At 64.4% G+C, this 20,658-nt stretch carries 16 protein-coding genes; 8 read left to right on the top strand and 8 right to left on the bottom strand.

Annotation, left to right across the window (positions count from 1 at the left end):
* The first annotated feature begins 424 nt into the window (after window positions 1-424).
* Together B2Z70_RS08385 and B2Z70_RS08380 are read left to right on the top strand one after the other, a co-directional pair.
* Window positions 425-1,774: a DEAD/DEAH box helicase gene (locus B2Z70_RS08385; protein ID WP_292982447.1), complete on the top strand. Its 1,350-nt coding sequence runs from the start codon at window positions 425-427 to the stop codon at window positions 1,772-1,774.
* Between the two features lie 73 nt (window positions 1,775-1,847).
* Window positions 1,848-3,260 (top strand): amidohydrolase family protein, encoded by a 1,413-nt coding sequence (locus B2Z70_RS08380; RefSeq protein ID WP_292982445.1) that lies wholly within the window; start codon window positions 1,848-1,850, stop codon window positions 3,258-3,260.
* A 3-nt stretch (window positions 3,261-3,263) separates the two neighbouring features.
* On the opposite strand, the gene B2Z70_RS08375 is transcribed toward B2Z70_RS08380, so the two are convergent.
* Genes B2Z70_RS08375 through B2Z70_RS08365 form a run of 3 tightly spaced genes read right to left on the bottom strand, consistent with a single transcriptional unit; the run spans window position 3,264 to window position 6,060 of the window.
* The gene (locus B2Z70_RS08375) at window positions 3,264-4,154 is read right to left on the bottom strand and encodes a HEAT repeat domain-containing protein (protein WP_292982443.1); all 891 of its coding nucleotides are present in this window, start codon (window positions 4,152-4,154) and stop codon (window positions 3,264-3,266) included.
* A 2-nt stretch (window positions 4,155-4,156) separates the two neighbouring features.
* Window positions 4,157-5,098, bottom strand: coding sequence for a pirin family protein (locus tag B2Z70_RS08370; RefSeq protein ID WP_292982441.1), 942 nt, complete (start codon window positions 5,096-5,098; stop codon window positions 4,157-4,159).
* 23 nt (window positions 5,099-5,121) lie between these two features.
* Window positions 5,122-6,060, bottom strand: coding sequence for an FkbM family methyltransferase (locus B2Z70_RS08365; RefSeq protein ID WP_292982440.1), 939 nt, complete (start codon window positions 6,058-6,060; stop codon window positions 5,122-5,124).
* Window positions 6,061-6,168: 108 nt separating this feature from the next.
* On the opposite strand from B2Z70_RS08365, the gene B2Z70_RS08360 reads away from it, so the two are divergent.
* From B2Z70_RS08360 to B2Z70_RS08350, 3 genes are all read left to right on the top strand, one after another.
* Window positions 6,169-7,611: a M20/M25/M40 family metallo-hydrolase gene (locus B2Z70_RS08360; protein ID WP_292982439.1), complete on the top strand. Its 1,443-nt coding sequence runs from the start codon at window positions 6,169-6,171 to the stop codon at window positions 7,609-7,611.
* Window positions 7,612-7,724: 113 nt separating this feature from the next.
* Complete coding sequence (locus B2Z70_RS08355) at window positions 7,725-8,339, top strand: FMN-dependent NADH-azoreductase (RefSeq protein ID WP_292982438.1); 615 nt, start codon at window positions 7,725-7,727, stop codon at window positions 8,337-8,339.
* 100 nt (window positions 8,340-8,439) lie between these two features.
* On the top strand, window positions 8,440-9,051 hold the full coding sequence (locus B2Z70_RS08350) for an FMN-dependent NADH-azoreductase (protein WP_292982436.1): 612 nt from the start codon (window positions 8,440-8,442) through the stop codon (window positions 9,049-9,051).
* Between the two features lie 15 nt (window positions 9,052-9,066).
* Here B2Z70_RS08350 and B2Z70_RS08345 read toward each other — a convergent pair whose 3' ends face one another.
* Both B2Z70_RS08345 and B2Z70_RS08340 read right to left on the bottom strand, forming a co-directional pair.
* Window positions 9,067-9,855 carry a hypothetical protein gene (locus B2Z70_RS08345; RefSeq protein ID WP_292982434.1) on the bottom strand — a complete coding sequence of 263 codons (789 nt, stop codon included), beginning with the start codon at window positions 9,853-9,855 and terminating at the stop codon, window positions 9,067-9,069.
* 71 nt (window positions 9,856-9,926) lie between these two features.
* On the bottom strand, window positions 9,927-10,970 hold the full coding sequence (locus tag B2Z70_RS08340) for a hypothetical protein (protein ID WP_009800548.1): 1,044 nt from the start codon (window positions 10,968-10,970) through the stop codon (window positions 9,927-9,929).
* Window positions 10,971-11,204: 234 nt separating this feature from the next.
* Here B2Z70_RS08340 and B2Z70_RS08335 point away from each other — a divergent pair, with 234 nt between their 5' ends.
* Window positions 11,205-12,929, top strand: a complete 1,725-nt coding sequence (locus B2Z70_RS08335) for an amidase (RefSeq protein ID WP_009800547.1) — start codon at window positions 11,205-11,207, stop codon at window positions 12,927-12,929.
* Between the two features lie 26 nt (window positions 12,930-12,955).
* Window positions 12,956-13,585 (top strand): glutathione S-transferase family protein, encoded by a 630-nt coding sequence (locus tag B2Z70_RS08330; RefSeq protein WP_292982431.1) that lies wholly within the window; start codon window positions 12,956-12,958, stop codon window positions 13,583-13,585.
* On the opposite strand, the gene B2Z70_RS08325 is transcribed toward B2Z70_RS08330, so the two are convergent.
* The 3 genes from B2Z70_RS08325 to B2Z70_RS08315 form a co-directional block, all read right to left on the bottom strand.
* Window positions 13,576-14,214, bottom strand: a complete 639-nt coding sequence (locus B2Z70_RS08325; protein ID WP_292982429.1) for a class I SAM-dependent DNA methyltransferase — start codon at window positions 14,212-14,214, stop codon at window positions 13,576-13,578. The two genes, B2Z70_RS08330 and B2Z70_RS08325, sit on opposite strands and share 10 nt — an antisense overlap.
* Window positions 14,211-16,274, bottom strand: a complete 2,064-nt coding sequence (locus B2Z70_RS08320) for a S9 family peptidase (RefSeq protein WP_292982427.1) — start codon at window positions 16,272-16,274, stop codon at window positions 14,211-14,213. The genes B2Z70_RS08325 and B2Z70_RS08320 overlap by 4 nt, the downstream gene beginning before the upstream one ends.
* 66 nt (window positions 16,275-16,340) lie before the next feature.
* The gene (locus B2Z70_RS08315) at window positions 16,341-17,510 is read right to left on the bottom strand and encodes a hypothetical protein (RefSeq protein ID WP_292982425.1); all 1,170 of its coding nucleotides are present in this window, start codon (window positions 17,508-17,510) and stop codon (window positions 16,341-16,343) included.
* A 347-nt stretch (window positions 17,511-17,857) separates the two neighbouring features.
* Between B2Z70_RS08315 and B2Z70_RS08310 the strand changes: the two genes are divergently transcribed.
* Complete coding sequence (locus B2Z70_RS08310; RefSeq protein ID WP_292982423.1) at window positions 17,858-20,410, top strand: TonB-dependent receptor; 2,553 nt, start codon at window positions 17,858-17,860, stop codon at window positions 20,408-20,410.
* The last annotated feature ends 248 nt before the right edge of the window (window positions 20,411-20,658 follow it).

Genomic DNA, 20,658 nt, shown 5'->3' with positions numbered 1-20,658 from the left:
CCGGCAGAACAGGTTATGCTAAGCGGCAAGCTTCGGGATTTGACGCTCGACCAATCGCAAGTATCGTTGGTTGCACGCCCCCGCACCCAAAGTTCAAAAGCCCCGCGCCATTGGCCGGGGCTTTTTGCTGTTTGGGACCTGCGTCAGGCGTCGCGCCTTCAGTCCCTCTCAAGTATAAACGAAGTCACAGCCGTTCTGCGCCCTTGCCTTTCCGTCCGATTGGGCGCAAGGAGGCGCTACGCAAGCACGCGCCCCGGACAAGACGGGTTGCGCGGCGACGGATCAGCCGGAGTGAGAGCACTCCCGTTTGAAGGTCCGGGCGTGGGCGGGTTTCGCCCTTGTACGGCGGCTGAACGATCCAGTTGTCCCATTGATGAATATCCAGCGCCCGGAGATCGTCCGCGAGCGCTCCTTTGAGGTTATCTTGACCAAATTTACCGACTTCGGTCTCAATCCATCCATTCTCACCGCCATTTCCGAACAGGGCTATGAGACGCCGACGCCGATCCAGGCGCGCGCCATTCCCGCTGTCATGAAAGGCCATGATCTGATCGGTCTGGCGCAGACCGGCACCGGCAAGACCGCCGCTTTCGTGCTGCCGCTGGTTCACCAGTTGCTGGCCGAGAACAAGCAGGCCCCGGGCCGCTCCTGCCGGGCGCTGATTCTCGCGCCAACGCGCGAGCTCGCCGCCCAGATCGAAGAGCAGGTGAAGGCCTATACCGCCCATACGAAACTGACGAGCACGGTTGTGTTCGGCGGCGTGAAGGCCGGCCCGCAGATCAAGGCGCTGGCGCGCGGCGTGGACATTCTTGTCGCGACGCCGGGCCGTCTTCTGGACCATCTGGGCGAGCGCAAGGCGCGGCTCGATCTCACCCGGTTCGTCATTCTGGATGAGGCCGACCAGATGCTGGATCTCGGTTTCATCCCGGCGATCCGCAAGCTCTTGCGCATGGTGGGCGAGGAGCGTCAGACGCTGATGTTCTCCGCCACCATGGCGCCGGCGATCCGCCAGCTGGCCGATGACTTCCTCGATCATCCCGAAACCGTGGCGGTGACCCCGCCCTCCAAGCCTGTGGAGCGGATCGATCAGAAGGTGTTCTACACCGAAGCCTCGGCCAAGCCCGATGCGCTGATCGATCTGATGGCGCCCGAGGCCGGCAAGCGCGCGATCATCTTCACCCGCACCAAATATGGCGCGGACCGGGTGGCCAAGCGTCTGGTGAAATACGGCCACAAGGCCAACGCCATTCATGGCGACAAGAGCCAGAACCAGCGCACGCGCGCGCTCGACGCCTTCAAGTCCGGCGAGGCGCCGGTGCTGGTGGCGACCGATATCGCCGCCCGCGGCATTGATGTGGACGGCGTGGATCTGGTGGTCAATTACGAGCTGCCCAATGTGGCGGAGAACTATGTCCACCGTATCGGCCGGACCGCGCGCGCCGGCGCCAGCGGCCGGGCCGTGGCGCTGTGTGCGCCCGATGAGCGCGTGATGCTCAAGGACATCGAGAAGACCATGGGCGTCGCCATTCAGGGCCTCAATGATGCGCCCCCCATGCCCAAGGGCGAAGCGGCGAAATCCAAGCGTCGCCGTCGCGGCGGGCGTCGTGGTCAGGGCCAGGGGCAGGGTGACGGCGGTGGTCAGGCTCAGGCGAGCGCCCCTCGGAGCGGTGAAGGCTCAAAGGGCGGACCGCGCGGCGGCAAGCCCCAGCGTCATCGTCGAGGCGGCGGGGGCGGCGGCCAGCGCCGTTCCGGCGCCCCGCGCGCAGCAGAATAGGCTCGTAACCAGACCGTAACTTGCCAGACGCGCGAGTCTCATCACCCTGAGCTCCAGCTTCAGGGGAGATGAGATGCATCAGCTTGTGTTTGCGGTTGTTCTCAGTGTCATCGGTCTCGGCTCTGCCGGGACCGCTCTGGCTGTCCAGCCGGCGCCGGACGGGCTCGACCCGGTCGAGCCTTACCTCGCCTTCGAGGACGGCCCGGTCCTGATCGACAATGTACTCGTTCTGGATGGGGCAGGCGGTCCTGCGCAATCAGGCATGAGCGTTCTGCTTGAAGACGGGCGCATTGCCCGGCTGGCGCCATCAGGCGCGATCGAGGCGACGGCGGGCGTTCAGGTCATTGACGGAACCGGGTATACGCTCATCCCGGGACTCGTCGGGGCCCATGATCACACCCACATGCCCGGCGCGCCCATGTTGCAGCGCGCGGCCAGCCGGCTCTATCTCGCGGGCGGCGTCACCACGATCCGCACGGTGGGCGCGGCCTCGCCCATGGCCGATCTCGCCATGGCGCGTGCGGCGGAAACCGGCAGCGCCCTGTCGCCGCGGGTGGCCACGTCAGCGCCCTATGTCAGCGGTCCCGGGGATGCGCCGGTCATGGTGCAGCCCGCCAGTGAAGACGAGGCAAGGGCCTTCGTGCGTCGCTGGGCGGAGACGGGCGTGGGCTGGATCAAGCTCTATCGCCGGGTCGAACCCCATATCGCCGCCGCCATCATTGACGAGGCCCATGCTCAGGGCCTGCGCGTGGCCGGGCATTTGTGTTCCCTGACCTTTGAAGAGGCTTCCGAGCTCGGCATCGACACGATCGAGCACGGCCTTGTCTCGGCGAGCGACTTTCTCGCGGACAAGCCTGCTGGGGAATGCGTGGGCGGCAGCGTGCCGAACATGGCCCATGTGGAGGCCGACAGTGAAGCCGCGCAGCGCGTCTTCGCAACACTGGTGGAGAACGGAACGGCGCTGGTCTCCACGCTCGCCATTGTGGAAAGCCGGTTCGCCTATCGCTATCAGGGCGAGGCCCGCATCGTGCGGTATCTCGCCCCCGCCTTTCGCGAGGGATATGAAGCGCGTCAGGCGCAGCTTCAGGCGAGCGATAACGAACCGGATGCGTCCTTTGCGAATGCACTGGCGTTCGAGCGCGCCTTTTTCGAGGCAGGCGGGCTTCTGGCGGCGGGGCTTGATCCGGGTCGCCACAACCTTCCCGGCTTTGGTGATCAGAGAAATTACGCATTGTTTCTGGAAGCAGGCTTTTCCCCGACCGAGGCCCTGCAGGTGATGACGCTCAACGGCGCCCGGGTCATCGGGCGCGAGGATGAGCTGGGCTCGGTGGAGACGGGCAAACGCGCGGATCTTGTCCTGCTTGAGGGAGATTTGCTCACCGATCCTGACGCCATCACGCGCCCGGTGCTGGTCTTTCTGAACGGTCGGGCGTTTGACCCGGCAGCGCTTCTGGAAGGGCTCGAAGGGCAGGTGGGATTGCAATAGGGCTTAAAGGAACGCCCCACCCGTTTGCTGCATCCAGAACGCATCCAGACAGGCGATCGCGTAGCGGTCATGGGCGCCCACGGGCAGGTCCGCCATCACCTTGGCGGGCTCGACCCATTGCTGCTCGATGCCGGGAGCGGCGGGCCAGAGGCCTGAGGATGGACCGTCGCAATAATAGGTCCGCAGCTTCAGCCAGACCCAGTCGCCGCGGGCGTGGGCGCCGATGGGGCTGTCCTGGCCGGCCTGAACCAGAACAGCCTCATCAAAGACATTGCTTTCATTGACGAAGGCCGTGCCCTTGCGGGCATCCCAGGCGGCGTTGAGGGCTTTTGCGCGCGTAGACAGGGGGGCGTCCATCGCAAAGCCCGGCAGGCGCCAGTCATGGCCGTGGCTGAGGCCGCGCGGATCCGGGGCGAAGCGGTTGGACGGCGCGATCTCGCCGGGCTGATGATCGCGTTCGATCAGAACGCGGCTCTCGGCGTCCACGATGATGTAAAGCTGATAGCGCGCTTCGGGAAAAACCGGTGCGATGTCGGCCTGGGACTGCGCATAGCCGTCAAAGTCCCAGCCCATGAACATGTGCAGATCGCTGCGCGCGCTGTCGGCCTGGCCGCGAACAAACTCGCTCTCATCCTCAAGGGCTTCGCTCAGCACCTTGCGCACCCGGCTCTCATGCAGATCGCCCGTCAGCCGAGCCAGATGCCCCAGAGCCAGCACGGCGTTGCCGCGCACATACTCATCCTCGTGCTCGGCAAGCTCAAGGCAGACCGCCTGAACATCCACGCCGTCGGGCAGGCCCAGCGACAGGGCGATGGGCAGGGTTTGCAGATCCTCCAGCGGGCCGCGCTCGATGATCTGCGCCACCAGTTGCGGCGTGAGCGCGTCCTCCCCCATGACTAGCTGGTGGGATGGTCTTCGGTGCAGGCGGGCGGTTCGCCCGGTTCCGGATCGCCGGGCAGGGGAATGTATTCGTTTTCATCCACAGGCATGCGGAACGGGGTGTCCTTGAACCCGGCTGCGATCGAGGCGCGCCAGTCGTTCTTGGCCTGCTCGATCCGTTCGCGCGTAGTGGAGACGAAATTCCATTCCATGAAGCGTTCGCCCAGGGACTGGCCGCCCAGAAGCATCAGGCGGGCGTCCTCGCTGACGCTGACCCGTCCGGTCACCGCGCCCGGCGTGAAGATCGCCATCTGGCCGCCCGCGATGGTTTCGGCGCCGGTGGTGATGGTCCCGGACACCACATGGATCGCCAACTCTTCGTGGCCTTCGGGCAGGTCGAATTCGGCGCCGGCCTTCGCCTCGATATGGGCGTAGACGATCGGGGAATAGACCTTGACCGGCGAAGTGTGGCCATAGGCCTCGCCCAGGATCAGACGAAACTGCGCGCCGCCCTTCTCGAAGGCGGGGAGTTCATCTGCGCCGTGGTGATGGAACTCGGCGTCGATCTCCTGCTTGTCGTCGGGCAGGGCGACCCAGACCTGGATGCCGTGCATGAACATGCCGCTGGCGCGGGCGTCCTCGCCGGTGCGCTCGGAATGGGTCACGCCCTTGCCGGCCGTCATCCAGTTCACATCGCCGGGCCGGATCGTCTCGTGCACGCCCAGGCAGTCGCGGTGATCCATCTCGCCGTCAAACAGATAGGTGACGGTCGCGAGACCGATATGCGGGTGCGGGCGCACATCAATGCCCTGGCCCGGCTTGAAGCGCGCCGGGCCCATCTGGTCATAGAACACAAAGGGGCCTACATGGCGGCGGTGTGCGACCGGCAGGATGCGGGCGACGGAAAACCCGCCCAGATCCCTGCTCTTGCCTTCGAGAATGCGTTCCAGCGAGCTCATGGGCGTGTCCTTGTATCGAGCGCTCAGGGCGCCTTGAGGTCGAGAATGACGTTCATCCGTGTGCTTTGTCGCACGGCATAGCCCTTGCGCAGGGCGAGGGCGGCCGCGTCTTGCGTCTCGCGCCCATCGGCCATGTCCGCCCGCTCGAGAATGAGCAGGTCCGGCCAGCGGTCCTTGTCCGCCTTGGCGAAGAAATGCGACAGGATCGCCGCTTCGCCGCCCTCCACATCCACTTTCATGGCGTGGGCTTTCTTCAGCTTCAACTCGTCCATCAGGGTCAGGAGCGTGGTGACGCGCACCGCTTCGCCCTCCGATCCGCCGAGCCGCGCCTGCCCGTGATTGCCCGAGATCATGCGCATGACCTCCTCGCCCTCGTAATCGGCCAGGGCGACGCCGGCCATCTCGATATTGCCCAGCCCGTTCTGACGGGCGTTGAAGCTGAGACGGCGGCGCATTTCGCGTTGGGGTTCGACGGCAATGACGCGCGATTTCGCACCGCCGGCCTTGGCGGCGACCAGAGAATAGGCGCCGGCATTCGCGCCGATATCCATGAAGGTCCTGCCCGGTCCCATCGTGCCGCGCAGGGCGGCCAGTTCCGCTGGATCAAAGCATTGCGGCGTCATGAACAGGCGCTTTTCCGACAGATTGTCGGTGGGGTGCAGGCGCAGTTTCAGCCCGAGCGCCTCCACATCCGCGACCCCGGCCTTCACGCCATTCAGCGCGAGGGGGCGCGCCGCGCCTGCGAGGCGCAGTCCGGCGCGCGAGGCGGGCAGCGCCCGGCCGATCGCGAGACCGATCCGGCTGACGAATCCGGGCGCATAGGCGCCATAGTCCGGCGCGGGCGGCTCATGGGCGACCGGTCCGCCGCGGGAGCGGACAAGGCCATCCGAAGCCGGCGGAATCGCCAGGGTTTCGTCAGTTTCAAGCGCGGCTTGGTCGGGATTGGAGGACGTCTCTGTCATGGGAGTTCTTATAAACGGATTTGCCGGGCTCCGCATACCATCAGATCAGGTTTCCACTTTCGCGCCGAGGCCTATAAGGTCACGGCAAATCGGAGGAGGAGAGACAGAATGCTGCGCACTGTCATGGTCGCCGCCCTGGCGTCGACCGCCGGTCTGGCCCAGGCCCAGACCAACATTTACGAGCTTGATGCGGAAACGCGCGAGATCGCCCAGAGCCTGGGGCGGACCGCGCTTGAGAGCGATCTTGCCTATGAGATCACGGAATCGCTGAGCACCGAGATCGGTCCGCGTCTGGCGGGCACGCCGCAGGAAGCCCGCGCGCGGGACTGGGCGGTGGAGATGTTCGAACGCCTCGATTTCCAGAATGTCCGTGTGGAGGAGTTCGAACTCGATCTGTGGACCCGGGGACGCTCGGTCTATGAGGAAGTGGCGATCACCGCGCCCTATCCCCAGCCGGTCTACGCCATCTCTCTGGGCGGCGCGGCCGCCACGCCCGAGGGCGGGCTCGAGGCTGAAGTGGTCTTCTTTGAAAGCTATGACGCGTTTCTGGCGTCTGACGCGTCCGAAGATGCGCTTGAAGGCAAGCTGGTCTTCGTCAATGACCGCATGGTCGCCAGCCGGACGGGCGAGGGTTATGGCTGGGCCAACCGCAAGCGTCGCGACGGCTGGGTGCTGGCCGAGGACCGGGGCGCGGCGGGTCTTCTGATCCGCTCGGTGGGCACCAGCACCAATCGTTTCGCCCATACCGGCATGATGAGCTTCCCTGACGGACGTCAGCCGGAAATCCCGGTGCTGGCGGTCTCCGCGCCCGATGCGGACCAGATCCAGCGCCTGCACGAGATGGGTGAGACGATCCGCATCACCATGCGCACCTACGCCGGTTGGCGCGGTCAGGCGATGAGCGGCAATGTCATCGCCGAGATCGAGGGCTCTGAAGCGCCCGAGGAGATCGTCATCATCGGCGCGCACCTTGATAGCTGGGATACTGGCACCGGCGCGCTCGACGATGGCGCCGGGGTGGGCATTGTCACGGCGGCCGCCAAGCTGATCGCTGACAGCGGTCACCGCCCGCGCCGCACCATTCGCGTGGTGCTGTTCGGCGCCGAGGAAGTGGGGCTGGTGGGCGCGCGCGCCTACGCCAACGCCCGCATGGAGGACGGGACGATCGGTGATCACATCATCGGGTCTGAATCCGATTTCGGCGCCCGGGAAGTCTGGCGCATGGGATCGAATGTGGGCGAGCACGCTCTGCCCGAAATCGCGGCCATCCATCGCGAACTTCAGGCGCTTGGCGTGGTGCCCGGCGATAATGAAGGCGGCGGCGGCCCCGACATGATCCCGCTGCAATACATGGGCGTTCCCATGGTGCGGCTGGAGCAGAATGGCGAGGACTATTTCGAGTTCCATCACACGCCGAACGACACGTTCGACAAGATCGTGCCCGAGGAAATGGCGCAGAACGTGGCGGCCTGGACCATGATGATCTGGCTGCTGGCGGACAGCGAGACGGATTTCCGTCCGCAAGCGCAGCAGGCGGAGGCCAGCCAGTAGTTTCCGTTCTGGAAGCAATAAGCTTCCAGAACACGGTCTACACAGGTAATTCGGGCGTAGGCATATCCCCTGACATCTGATGCGGCGCCGCCGCAAAACTGATGGAGAGGCTTATGTCTGCGCCCAATATCCTTCGCATCAATTCCAGCGCCCGCAAGGACGGCTCCCTGAGCCGTGAGCTGTCGTCCCTGCTGGCTGATGCGCTGGCCGGAGAGACCGGCAATGTTGTGGTTCGCGATCTGGCGGACCGTCCCGTCCCGCAAGTGGATGCGGACTGGGTCGGCGCCAATTTCACCGACCCGTCCGAGCGCTCCGATGCGCAACGCGAGACGCTGAAAGGCTCTGATGCCCTGATCTCCGAGCTTCATGCCGCCGATCACATCGTCATCGGCGTCGCGATGTACAATTTCTCCATTCCGTCTTCGCTGAAGGCCTGGATCGATCAGGTCGCCCGGGCGCGGGAAACCTTCCGTTATAGCGAAGCGGGCCCGGAGGGCCTGCTGAAGGGCAAGACTGCCTGGCTTGTCATGGCGTCCGGCGGCGCGCGCCTGGATTCCGAAGCCGATTTCGCCACCCCGTACCTGCGCTTCATCCTGGGCTTCCTGGGCATCACCGATGTGCGCGTGATCGACGGCATGGGCTGGCCCTTCCTGGAAGACGACCAGAAGGACGCCGTGCGCGAGTTGGCGCGCACGGCGACCGCCGAGACTCTGATGGCGGCGGAATAGCCGCCTCGCTCACAAGATTGTGGTGGGCGTTTGATTGGCGCTTGCGAGGCGCGGTCGGCATGTCTTGAGCCCTCCGTTGCAGATGGCCCAAGGAGTTTTCATGACCGCGCCTCGCATCCTGACCCTGTATTCCAGCGGTCGCACCACCCAGTCCGCCAGCCGTGAGCTGGCGGATCGATTGTCCAGGGGGCTGGCCGGCGATGCGGACGCCATCGTGACCCGTGATCTGGTGGCGAACCCGCTGCCCTTTGTGGACGAGGCCTTTGTCGACGCCGCCTTCACGCCGCCATCCACGCGCACTGAGGCTCAGATCGAGGCGTTGCGCGTCTCGACCGAAGTCATGGATGAGTTGATGGCCGTGGATCACGTCGTCATCGCGACGCCGATGTACAATTATTCCATCCCGGCGGCGCTCAAGGCGTGGATTGATCTGGTTGCGCGTGCAAACGAGACCTTCCGCTATGTCTTTGATGATGGCGATCCGTATGTGGAAGGCCTTGTGAAGAACAAGACGGTTTGGGTCGTCATGCCCACCGGCGGTACGGCGCTGGGTTCCGAGATCGACTACGCCACGGGCTATCTGAAATTCGTGCTCGGCTTCATGGGCATGAAGGATGTGCGCTTCATCGACGCCGCGGGCTGGCGTGAGTTCGATGACGCCCGCAAGGACGCTCTGCGTGAGGAGCTGAAAGCGCTGGCGGCCAGCGCCTGAGTTTGACAGACGGCGCTAGAGCGCCCGCCACTCCTCGCGCACGCCCAGCTGGCGGAACACTTCCGACCAGTAGGCCTGCAGGATGGCGCGGTCTTCCGCGCTCCAGCCCCGGCGTTCGATCAGGTAGATCTCGATCCGTACGCCCGCTAGCACATCGCCATACTCGTCCTCGACCAGCGCCGCGACGCGGGCGGGCGGGGGCAGGCGGTTCGCAAGATCGGACCGGGCCCGGCCATACACGCTGAATAGCCGCGAATTCTGCAGCATGTCAGAGACCAGAACCACGGTGCGGCGCGGCGTGCGGGGATCAAATTCCTCTTCCAGCGCCAGATCGGCCAGAGCCTCGATGATGGGGCTGGCCGGGCTTTCCTTGGGTTCGACAAGATCGGCGAGGGCGCTCTGCAGCGGACCTTCAAACAGCGCCTGATAGCGCGCTTCGACACGGGCGGGATTGCGATAGAGCGGATTGATCTGGTCGCCGCGCCCGGGATTGCACAGTGAGAAGCTGTTGGTGTTGATCAGCTCGCCGCGCGCGTCGAGTTCGTAGAGCGACAGGCGCTCGCCGATATCGAGCCGGTCACGGCTGTCCAGCACAAGCGTTTCGATGCGCCGGGCCTGTTCAGGGGAATACAGATCGGTCTTGTCGATCACCAGCGCCATGTGAGCGGGTTGCTCGCCGCTCAGGCAGAGCGTGTTGGGATCGTATTCGGGCGGCTGAAGAACAAGCGCAGCGTAACTGATCGCGCCGAGCACCCCGGCCACGATCAGAATGTTGACGATGCCGAGAACATCCTTGCTGCGCATATGTCTGACGCCCCCTCTGCCAGCCGCTCGCGGAGCGCATCATGGGGCGCCCTCCGCCATATGGCTAGACGTTATCGGCCCGGGAAGGGCGGTTTGTCCGCGCTGGCCTCATCCCGGCTATCGGTCAGATCGGTGTCCGGCGCCTGCTCGTAGAGCTGGATGGAGCGCGAATTGTCCGCCGCGAAGAACTTGTCGATCTTGCGCTTGAGCGCAATCGCCTCACGGCGTGTCGGCGCGCTCAGGCTCGCCTCGATGTCATCGGGGTCCTGGGCATGTTCGCGATGGGTGTGCGGCAATTGCTTGAGCACGGCGGAGAGATGGGCGGCTGCATTGATGGCGCGGCGCTGGGCGGTGCCATAGCCGATCAGCCGGTCGTCAAAGGTTGCGCCCTTGAAGGCGGCGATGGCGGCGAACGTGATGCCGAGCCCGAACAGCAGAAGGCCTTCCAGCGTCTGGATTCCGGTCAGGCTGAAAGCCGAGCTGACCGGGGCCAGGATGGCGCCTGTGGGTTCGGCCAGATCGCCCAGGGCCAGTGTGGCGGCGTTCAGCTCAAGAAGGTCGCGATAAAGAGCGGCGGTATAGTTCAGGAACACCACGAAGCCGACCGCCATGGGCGTGCCGATAATGGCCGCGGCGAAGGAGAAGGGCCTGTCCGGGTTCTGCAGCAGGCGCAGCCCCAGAAAACCGATCAGGAAGAAGGAGGTGATGACGTTGGTGAAGGCCACGGTGATGGCCTGGATCCAGCCGCCCAGAAGGCCCAGGTCGGAGCTTTTGGAAAAGAAGTAGGCGTTGATCAGCCCTTCCACCAGAACCATCCCGGCGAGGATGGAGAAGTGCATGATGTGGCTGTCCGGATAGGTGGCCGAGCGGTTGATCCACTTGTCGCGCGGCAGGGCCTCCTCGAACATGCGGCCCCGCGTCTGGCGGAAATGCAGATAGGCGTCGAAAGAGGCCGAGGCGCGATAATACGCATCGGTCAGACGATCAAACATCTGGTGGGTCTTGCGGTCGATTTCAGTATCCATGGCGTCGTCCGAATCCTCTGAACGGCCCCGGTTCAAGCCCAGGAGATTGTTCGAGATCGGCCGATCTTGGGTCTCAATCGCATCACGCATGGTCCGGCCCCTTATGCTCACTGTTCACAACGCCCAAGCATTAACCATGTCCCGATAATCGAGCTTAAGTTGGGCGAAATCAAACAAAACAAGGCGGAAACGTGGCGAAATTCGGCTTTTTTCGGCGCGGTCTTCGGCCTAGTTTCCCACTTGGACGAGTCAGGCGCCTGCTGCGCCGTTAACATACATGAACAATCCGGGCCTGAACCGGAGCTGAACGTTCGAGGGGATATCATGACGGGATCAAACAATACGCGTCGTACGGTGCTGGGGCTTCTGGCCGGAGCGGGAGTGGGCGGCATCGCCGCCTCCGCCGCCGGCGCCCGTCAGCAAACGCCGGTCAACTCGGAGATGCTTTCCGGGGCTGAACGGCTCATGGGCGTGAGCTACACGCCGTCCGAGCGCGAGCAGATGCTGAACGGTATCGAGGCCTGGATGTCCCGCGCGGAGCGTCTGCGCGCGGTGGAGAAGCCCAACGAGCTGGCGCCGGCCCTGACCTTTGATCCGCGCCTGCCGGGCAAGACCTATCGCGCCCAGGACAATTTTGTCACCGGCCTGCCCATCAACGCCGGACCGGCGCCGTCCGATCCCGCCGACATCGCCTTCGCTCCTAGCTGGAAGCACGCCGCCTGGATGGCGTCCGGCGAGCTGACCAGCGTCCAGCTGACCGACATCTATCTTGATCGCATCGCCCGCCATGGCGAGGCGCTGGAGTGCTTTGTGACCGTCACGGCCGACCTGGCCCGGCGTCAGGCGGCGCAGATGGATGCCGAACGCGCGCGCGGACAGGTGCGCGGGCCGCTTCACGGCGTGCCTTACGCTCTCAAGGACATCATCGATGTGGCCGATATCCGGGCGACCTGGGGTGCGACCCTCTATCAGGACCGCGTCGCCGAGGAGACGGCCGTGGTCGCCAAGCGTCTCGAAGAGGCGGGCGCCGTGCTGCTGGGCAAGGCCACGTCCGGCGCTCTGGCGTATGGCGATATCTGGTTTGACGGGGTGACCCGCAATCCGTTCAACCCCAACGAGGGCAGCTCGGGCAGCTCGGCCGGTCCCGCGTCCGCGACGGCTGCGGCGCTGTGCAGCTTCGCCATCGGCACCGAAACGCTGGGCTCCATCGTCTCGCCCTCCCACCGGTGCGGTACGACGGGCCTTCGCCCGACCTTCGGGCGCGTGGCCAGGACCGGCGCCATGGCGCTGTGCTGGTCGCTCGACAAGATCGGTCCCATCGTGCGCTCAACGCCTGATGCGGCGCTGGTGCTCGGCGTGATCAATGGCGGGGATGCGGGAGACGCCTCCTCTTTCGATCATGGCTTCGAGGCGGACTTCTCCCGCGATCTGTCCGGGCTTCGACTGGGCTATAACCCGACCTGGTTCGAGGAGGCGGCCGATCCGGATCGCGCGGCGCTCGAGGCCGCCCGGGCGCTGGGAGTCGAGCTCGTCCCCGTGGAGTTCGAGGAGCAGCCCTGGGACGCCATGCTCATCCAGCTGGAATGCGAAGCGGCGGCGGCGTTCGAGACCATGACGCTCGAGGATCTCGACGATCAGCTGCGCTGGCAGGTGGATGCGGCCTGGCCGAACACCTTCCGCCGGGCGCGCTTTGCGAGTGCGGTGGACATGGTCAATGCCGATCGCCTGCGTCGCAAGGCCATGACCATGATGGCGGAGACCTTCGAGGGCATCGACGCGATGATCGGCCCGAACTTCGCAGGCGGCATGCTGCTGATCACTAACTATACCGGTCATCCCCAGCTCGCCTTCCGCTCGGGCTTTGTCGATCAGCCCACGCGGACGATCTTCGGCGCTCCGGCGGATGAGAGCGGTGACACCTTCTCGGTGCCGTATGCGACCTCGCTCTGGGCGCCGCTCTTTGACGAAGGCGTGATCCTGGCGCTGGGCGCCCAGATTGAAGCGCGTCTGGGCGTGGCCGATACTCGCCCGCAAGCGTTCGCCGAGTAACGCCAGTCAAACCGGGAGGACCGTCCATGAAGTTCTATGATTGCGCCACTGCGCCCAGCCCGCGCCGCGCTCGCATGGTGATTGCGGAAAAGCGGATCGATGTGGAGACCATCGAGATCGATCTGCGATCGGGCCAGCAGTTCAGCGAGGACTTCAGGACGGTCAATCCCGGCTGCACCGTGCCGGCCCTGCTCACCGATGACGGGGAGAGCCTGTGCGAGAACGCGTCCATCGTGCGGTATCTCGAGGCGCTCTATCCCGATCCGCCGCTTCTGGGCACAAGTCCGATCGAGCAGGCGCGCGTCGCCGAATGGGTGTGGCGGGCCGAGTTCGACGGGCTGATCAGCGTCATGGAAGTGCTGCGCAATACGTCCAAGGCCATGAAGGACCGGGCGCTGCCGGGGCCGGACCCGGTGCCGCAGATCCCCGAGCTGGCCGAGCGCGGCATGATGCGGGGGCAGCGCTTCTTCAAGACGCTGGATACGCGCCTGTCCGAGACGCCCTGGCTGGCGGGGGATGCGTTCAGCTTCGCCGACATCACCGCCTTCGTGTTTGTCGAGTTTGCGGCCTGGGTGAAGATGATCCCGGGGGATGAGCTTGAGGCGCTGGCCAAATGGCGGGACGCCTGCAAGGCGCGTCCCAGCGGTCAGGTCTGACGCTTGCGCGCGAGCCAGACGCCGGCGCCGCCGCAGGTCTCATCATTGAAGCATTGATCGACCAGCTCAAGGCCGGCGTCTTCCAGCGCAGTTTCAAACTGTGTCGGGGCGAGGCTCGCATGAAAGAGGCGATCCCCGAACATGTCGCCCCAGGCGACGCCCTCGCCATCCCCGCTGGTGAACATGAACGGGGCGCCTGGCGCCAGCACCGATCCTATTCGGGCGATCAGCTGCGCCTGATCCAGGCCCGGCAGGTGAAAGCTCGAATGCCAGGCGAGGGCGCCGGCATAGGGTCCTGAGAGATCGATTGTCCGCATGTCGCCCACACGCCAGCGCTGATCAGGCCAGGCCTTGCGGGCGAGCGCGATCATGGCCCCGGCCACATCCACGCCTTCGACCTGTCGCCCCTGATCGATCAGATGCGCGGCAATGGGAAATCCCGATCCGCAGCCAAGATCAAGAATGCGCCCCTGAGAGGGCGCCAATGCCAGAAAGCGGGCCATCCAGCCCGCTTCCATGAAGGTCTTGGCCGAGCGTCTTCGGGCGTCAAATCGCCCGGCGTGACGCTCATAAATGTCCGCGATGGCGGAGGCGCCGCGCGCCTCCGCCTCGGGATCCCGATCGGTCATTCAGCGTCGGCGGCGTTCGCCGGATCGTATTGTTCGAACCAGGCGAGCACATGACCGGTTTTCTGCAGCAGGCGCGAGGGCCGGCTGTCGGCGATGCCGTGATAGGCGCCCGGAATGCGCACCAGCCGGCTTTCAATGCCGCGGATCTGCAGGGCGTTGTAGTATTGCTCGGCCTCGAAGACAGGGGTGCGGCGGTCTTCGCCGCCGACAAAGACCAGGGCCGGCGTTTCCACATTGCCCACCAGAGAGAGCGGGCTGCGGCGCCAGTAGGTCTCAGGGTCATCCCAGGGCGTCACGCCGAACCAGTAGCGATAGATGCTCGGCCCGATATCGGCGGCGAGGGCGAAGCTGACCCAGTTGATGACCGGCTTGCCCACGGCGGCCGCCGCAAAGCGGTCGGTCACCCCGATGAGCTGGGCGGTCAGCACGCCGCCGCCCGAGCCGCCAGTGACGAACAGTCGATCCTCGTCCACAAAGCCGCGCGCGATCAGGGCATCGACGCCCGACAGAAGGTCGTCCACGTCCTGACCGGGGTAATCCTTGTCGATCTCGTTGGAGAAGGCCTCGCCATAAGAGGTCGAGCCGCGCGGATTGGTGTAGAGCACCACATAGCCGGCGGCGGCATAGAGCTGAACCTCAGCGGAGAATTGCGGACCATAGGCGGTGTGCGGGCCGCCATGGATTTCAAGGATCATCGGATAGGACTGGTTCGGATCAAAACCGGGCGGATAGGCGATCCAGCCTTCGATCTCCTGACCGTCCGCCGAGCTGGCCCAGGTAAAGCGTTCAACTTCCGCAAGATCACGCAGGCCCAGAACGTCCGCATTCACATCAGTCAGGCGATTGGCCAGACCCCGGCGCGTGCCGACGCCGACATTGGCCAGATCATAGGCGCTGGCCAGTGTTGCGGCCCAGCGGTCATTGCCGGACACGGAGAAGGCGCCGGACGTGTAGGGACGGCCAAAGGTCATGCCGCCCAGATCGTCGCGAATCCGGTCGAGTCCGCCATTGAGGCCGGCATAGCCCAGCACGGTGTGGCCGCGATCATCAAAACTGACCCACAGGCCGCGTCCGCGTTCGTCCCATTCGGCCTGATTGAAGCCGCGATCCAGATCCGCCAGCAATTCGCGCGGCTCGCCGCCGGACAGGCTCATGACCTTCAGGTCGGTGTCCACATTGGATTCTTCGCGACGCGGGGTGGAGAGGTAGGCGAGCATGTCGCCATCAGGCGAAATGCGAGGGCTCGATTCTCCGCCCGGAAAGTCCGTGATCTGGACCGGGTCGGAGGCGTCCAGCGCAATGGCGTAGATATCCGCCTCGCGGAAATCGAAATCATCGGCCTCACGCCCGCCGAGCGAGTAATAGAGGCGCTGGGAGTCCGGCCCCCAGCTGACGCCTGAAATCGAGCCGTCGGTCACATGGGTCAGTTGACGCGGAGCGCCGCCATCAGCGGGCGCCACGAAGATCTGAGAATAGCCCGACGGCAGTTCGCCCGCGCCATCGAATTCATAGCGCGTGGTCTCATCGACCAGGGCGGGCGCCGCCCACTCGGCGCCGCGCGGCTTGTCGGGCATGCCGATGTCCACCTGCGGCTCGGCGGCGGGCATGAACATGGTGAAGGCGATCCACCGCCCGTCCGGCGACCAGCTGAGATTGCCGGCGCCGCCGGGCAGCTGGGTCAGGGTAGCGCTGCGTCCGCTATCCACCCACACCTTGCGCAGCTGGGTTTCGCCATCCTCGTTCGCGACGAAGACAATCTGGCTGGAGTCCGGCGACCAGCGCGGGGCGCTGTAATCGCCCGTGCCTGTCACCAGCGGGCGATTGGCGCCGCCCTCATAGGGCGCGGTCCAGATGGCGGACCGGGTCTGGTCCGTCATGATGTCGTTGGACCGCCGCTGATAGGCCACCCAGCGGCCGTCGGGGCTGATCTGCGGATCGTTCGCCATCTCCAGGCTGAAAATGTCGATCGCTTGCAAGGGGCCGCCTTCCGCCTGGGAGACAGCGAAGGCGCCAGGCGTCGCCAGCGTCAGGGCGAGCGAAGCCAGAAGGGCAGTTTTCATCAATAACGCTCCAGATCTCAGATCCGTCAGCGTAAGGCCCTGAACCGCTTAAGAGCAAGTGCGAGGCTAGAGCGCCGCGTTCAGCAGCCGCGCTCGCGAGAGCCGGTAGGGCGGCGCTGGATGGGGCAATTGCCCCACGGCGCGCCCGGAGAACAGATGGGCGTTGGTCTGTGTGGCCGCGCGGAAGCTTTCCCAGCTCTCAATCCTGTTGAAGTAGACGAGGCTGTCGCCGCGCCGCGCGCTGGCCATCAATCGCTCGATATCGAGCCGGTCCGATTCTGAAAGGCGCTCAGGAAAGTCCGCGCCGATGGCGTCCACGAAGGCATGCTCAAATCGGCTCCAATAGGGCCAGTCGGTGCGGACATGCACGAAGAGCTTGGGCGATTGCGCGCGAAGGATGCGCAGGGTCTCGTCGAGAATGTTGGAGGGCGGGTCCGCCGGCGCGTCCTTGATCTGCACCCAGATCAGCTGTCGCAGCTGTGTGGGCAGGGCGGCGAGGGCCGTCACATATTGCGATCGCGTGCGCGGATTGCTCAGCGACGTATAGCCCGCCGGTACGATCAGGGCGCAGCGGCTGCCTGACCGGAGAAGCTCGTCCAGCGCCTCGACGGACTCTTCAAGGACGGCCATATCCACTGCGCAGCGTGCGTCCGGCTTGAGATCGCTGAGCATCAGGTCCGTAGCGCGCGCCTGAAAGGGGCGGTCTATCTCGGCGCTGACAGCGCGCACGAAATAGCTCGCGACGGCTTCACGCTTCTGATCCCAGACCGGCTGGAAGAACAAAGAAAAGGCCTTGTTCTGATCTGGCTCGGTCTGAACGCTTCTGGCCTGGCGCGGTTCGTCCACATCGGCGGAGGCAAGGGTGGCGGCGAACTCCTCCACGCTGAGCTGCTCGCTCTTGGCCTCGACGCCTAGCTGGTTGATGAAGGCTTCGCCAAGGAAGAATTCCTCGAGCTCGGCCCGGACCTTGTTGGTCAGGGCTTGCGCCTGCCGTCCGGAGAGCGCCTTGAAGATCACCAGATAACCGCTCTCGCACTGGATAATCAGATCATCCTCGGCGATCCGGCGCTCCAGGATGGAGCGCGAGGCGATGAAGGCGCGCTGGCGCAGCTCCGGCCAGAGATGGCCCGCGGCTTCGCGCACCCGCTCCATGTTCACGAACTGGTAGCGGCTGACGTCAATCTGCTCGGCGCTCGCCAAATGGCGCTTGAGCTGGATCATCACATCGTCGTTCACGCGGGTCTCTTCTGTTGCAGCATCCGGCCCAGCCTAGACCTGAAGGCGTTGTCAGAGCGTAACCCTAACTCGATTCCGCACCTGCGACGGAACGCAAGAAGCGGATAAGGTCCAACGCTATTGCGTATTGCGCGGTGTTGCTGCGCCGCATCTGTTATAAAATATTCAAATAAAATGAGCTTTTCGCGCATTCTCAGATGAATGCTTTTCACGCATTCTCAGATGAATGTCGCGCATGCATCATCTTTATATTGCATCGCAAATCGGTCATGGTCCGCGCACCCCGCCCCGGGCGGACCCAAACGACAAGCAGCCTCACAAGGCTGCGTTTTTCAGGGAGAGTTTCCATGGCATCATCCTTCAAGCGGATCGCCTTGCTTGCTGCAGCGTCCAGCCTGACGATCGGCGCGGCAGCCCAGGCTCAGGTGTTTGACCAGGTTGGCGGCCGCGAACGCCGCACCATCGACGTGATCACCGTCACCGCACAGCAGCGCGAAGAAAGCTCGCAGGATGTGCCGATCTCCATCGGCGCCTATGACGCAACCGCGCTTCAGAATGCTGGCGTGCGCGACATCAAGGACCTGCAGGCGATCGCGCCGGGCCTGATCGTCACCTCGACCCAGTCCGAGACCATCACCACCGCGCGTATTCGCGGCATCGGCACCGTCGGCGATAACTTTGGTCTGGAAAGCTCGGTCGGCGTTTACATCGACGGCGTGTTCCGCGCCCGTAACGGCGTCGGCTTCAACGATCTGGGCGAGCTGGAGCGCATCGAGGTGCTGCGCGGCCCGCAAGGCACGCTGTTCGGCAAGAACACCTCCGCGGGCGTTCTCAACATCATCACCGCCGGTCCGGAATTCGAACCGGGCGCCGGTCTGGAAGCCACCATCGGCGATTACAACTATTCGCGTCTGAGCGGCTATGTCACCGGGCCGATCATCGAGGACACGCTGGCGGGCCGTCTGTTCGCCGTGCGCGGTCAGCGCGATGGCTATATGGACCTCTTCGTCGAGGACGATAACGGCCAGCTGTATCAGACCGATTCTGACAACCAGGACTTCTGGTCCGTCCGCGGTCAGCTGGAATGGACCCCGAGCGAGTCCGTGAGCGGCCGCATTATCGCCGACTACACCGAGCGGGACGAAGTGTGCTGCTCTGCGGCGGCTTGGGATTACACCCCGGCTGGCATTGCGCTTGTGAATTCCGTTGGCGGCCAGACCTATACTCCGGCTGATCCGTCCGAGCGCGTGGCTTTCGCAAACCGTGAATACGATCAGATCGTTGAGGATTGGGGCGTCTCCGCCGAGTTCGATATCGAGCTGCCGGTCGGCACGCTGACCACGGTCACGTCCTTCCGCAACTGGCAGAACGCGCGCAGCCAGGACGTGGACTATACCAGCGCTGACCTCGCTTTCCGCGACAAGGAAAACAACTACACCGACATCGAGCGTCTGTCCCAGGAAGTCCGTCTGAACGGCCAGTGGGGCGATCTGGACTGGCTCGTGGGCGCCTTCTACTCCCACGAGGATCTGGTGCTTGGCGACGGTATTCGCGTCGGCTCTGACTGGGAAGCGTTCCTGGGTCGCTCTCTGACCGCCGGCACTGTCCCGCCGCTGGGCACTCCGGCTGGCGTCAGCGCGGTTCTGGCCCAGCTCACTGGTGGTCTGATCAACATTCCGCCGGGCTTCGCTTATCTCGACGGCCAGGGCGTCAATCAGGACGTCTACAACCAGACGGCTGACAGCTGGGCTGTGTTCACGCACAACTCCTACCGCATCACCGACAATCTGATGGTGACCGCGGGTCTGCGCTACACCCGTGAGAACAAGGACGTCTACGCGACCTTCGACACCAACCAGCCGCTGGCCTGCGCGGCTGTCGAACAGGCGTTCGGCTTTGATCCGATCAACGGCTTCATCGCGGCTGCAATGGCTCAGAACCTGCCGCTGGCGACGATCCAGGGCGGCGCGACCGCGATCGGCAATATCTGTCTGCCGTATCACCGCTCGGGTCTGGATGCGAACGGCTACGACAATGAGCGCACCGATGAAGAAGTGTCCGGCACGATCCGTCTGACCTATGATGTCAGCGATGACGTTATGGTCTATGGCGGCTATTCGCGCGGCTTCAAGGCGGGCGGTTTCAACCTCGACCGCCAGCTGAACGGCCCGATCGGCCCGGACGGCTACACTAATTCGGACAACTCATTTGCGCCGGAAACGGTGGATTCCTATGAGCTGGGCTTCAAGTCCCAGCTGTTCGGCAACGTGATGCAGCTGAACGGCTCTGTCTTCTACCAGCAGGTTGGCGACTTCCAGCTCAACACCTTCAACGGCATCGCCTTTGTGGTGGAAAGCATTGAAGAAGCCGAAAGCTATGGCGCCGAGCTGGACTTCTACTACGCCACGCCGATCGATGGCCTCGACCTGTCGGCGGGCTATGCCTACATCAATACCGAGTACACGGAAGTGAACACGGGCGACCCGCTCGTGGATGCGCTGCAGGGCCAGGACTTCTCGCTGGTTCCGGATCAGACTCTGACCGCCCAGGTGATCTATTCGCGCCCGGTCTTCACCAACCTGCTGGCGTCCGCCAGCCTGGATGCGCGCTGGGTGTCTGAATACAACACCGGCTCCGACCTCGATCCGGAGAAAGTTCAAGACGCCTTCACCACGCTGAACGCCCGTATCGGGCTCGGCCGTGAGGATGGCTCCTGGACGGTCGAGCTGTGGGGCCGCAACCTCACCGACGAGACTTACGCCCAGGTCGCCATCGACGCCTTCGCTCAAGGACGTCGCGGCGGTGCTGGCACTTCGCTCGACGCGCGCGGCACGGCCAGCTATACGGCCTTCCTGGGCGCCCCGCGCACCTGGGGCGTGACCCTGCGTACGGAGTGGTAAGGCTGATCCATCCAGCTTAGCTGCAGTTGCGAAAGGCCCCTTCCGAAAGGAAGGGGCCTTTTCTTTTATGGGCTTGCAGTCGATCCGGGGCCGGATTGCTGCGAGATTATGCCGCGATTGCGGCGCGTGAATACTTGGAATGGCGATATTTTATTGTGCTGCTGCAGTATAGATTGACACGCACGTAATCGTGACCGCTTCGCAACAGTTGTATACGAAAATTCTGAAAATCCCCCGAAACCGGCATT

This window comes from Oceanicaulis sp. UBA6590, assembly GCF_002433705.1.
Lineage (GTDB): Bacteria > Pseudomonadota > Alphaproteobacteria > Caulobacterales > Maricaulaceae > Oceanicaulis.
Note: the sequence above shows the minus strand (reverse complement) of the source record. Positions and strands in the feature narration are given on the sequence as shown.

Coding starts and splice junctions, on each gene's coding strand:
- B2Z70_RS08380 (WP_292982445.1), top strand. CDS start 1,848: ATGCATCAGCTTGTGTTTGCGGTTGTTCTCAGTGTCATCGGTCTCGGC.
- B2Z70_RS08375 (WP_292982443.1), bottom strand. CDS start 4,154: ATGGGGGAGGACGCGCTCACGCCGCAACTGGTGGCGCAGATCATCGAG.
- B2Z70_RS08370 (WP_292982441.1), bottom strand. CDS start 5,098: ATGAGCTCGCTGGAACGCATTCTCGAAGGCAAGAGCAGGGATCTGGGC.
- B2Z70_RS08365 (WP_292982440.1), bottom strand. CDS start 6,060: ATGACAGAGACGTCCTCCAATCCCGACCAAGCCGCGCTTGAAACTGAC.
- B2Z70_RS08360 (WP_292982439.1), top strand. CDS start 6,169: ATGCTGCGCACTGTCATGGTCGCCGCCCTGGCGTCGACCGCCGGTCTG.
- B2Z70_RS08355 (WP_292982438.1), top strand. CDS start 7,725: ATGTCTGCGCCCAATATCCTTCGCATCAATTCCAGCGCCCGCAAGGAC.
- B2Z70_RS08350 (WP_292982436.1), top strand. CDS start 8,440: ATGACCGCGCCTCGCATCCTGACCCTGTATTCCAGCGGTCGCACCACC.
- B2Z70_RS08345 (WP_292982434.1), bottom strand. CDS start 9,855: ATGCGCAGCAAGGATGTTCTCGGCATCGTCAACATTCTGATCGTGGCC.
- B2Z70_RS08340 (WP_009800548.1), bottom strand. CDS start 10,970: ATGCGTGATGCGATTGAGACCCAAGATCGGCCGATCTCGAACAATCTC.
- B2Z70_RS08335 (WP_009800547.1), top strand. CDS start 11,205: ATGACGGGATCAAACAATACGCGTCGTACGGTGCTGGGGCTTCTGGCC.
- B2Z70_RS08330 (WP_292982431.1), top strand. CDS start 12,956: ATGAAGTTCTATGATTGCGCCACTGCGCCCAGCCCGCGCCGCGCTCGC.
- B2Z70_RS08325 (WP_292982429.1), bottom strand. CDS start 14,214: ATGACCGATCGGGATCCCGAGGCGGAGGCGCGCGGCGCCTCCGCCATC.
- B2Z70_RS08320 (WP_292982427.1), bottom strand. CDS start 16,274: ATGAAAACTGCCCTTCTGGCTTCGCTCGCCCTGACGCTGGCGACGCCT.
- B2Z70_RS08310 (WP_292982423.1), top strand. CDS start 17,858: ATGGCATCATCCTTCAAGCGGATCGCCTTGCTTGCTGCAGCGTCCAGC.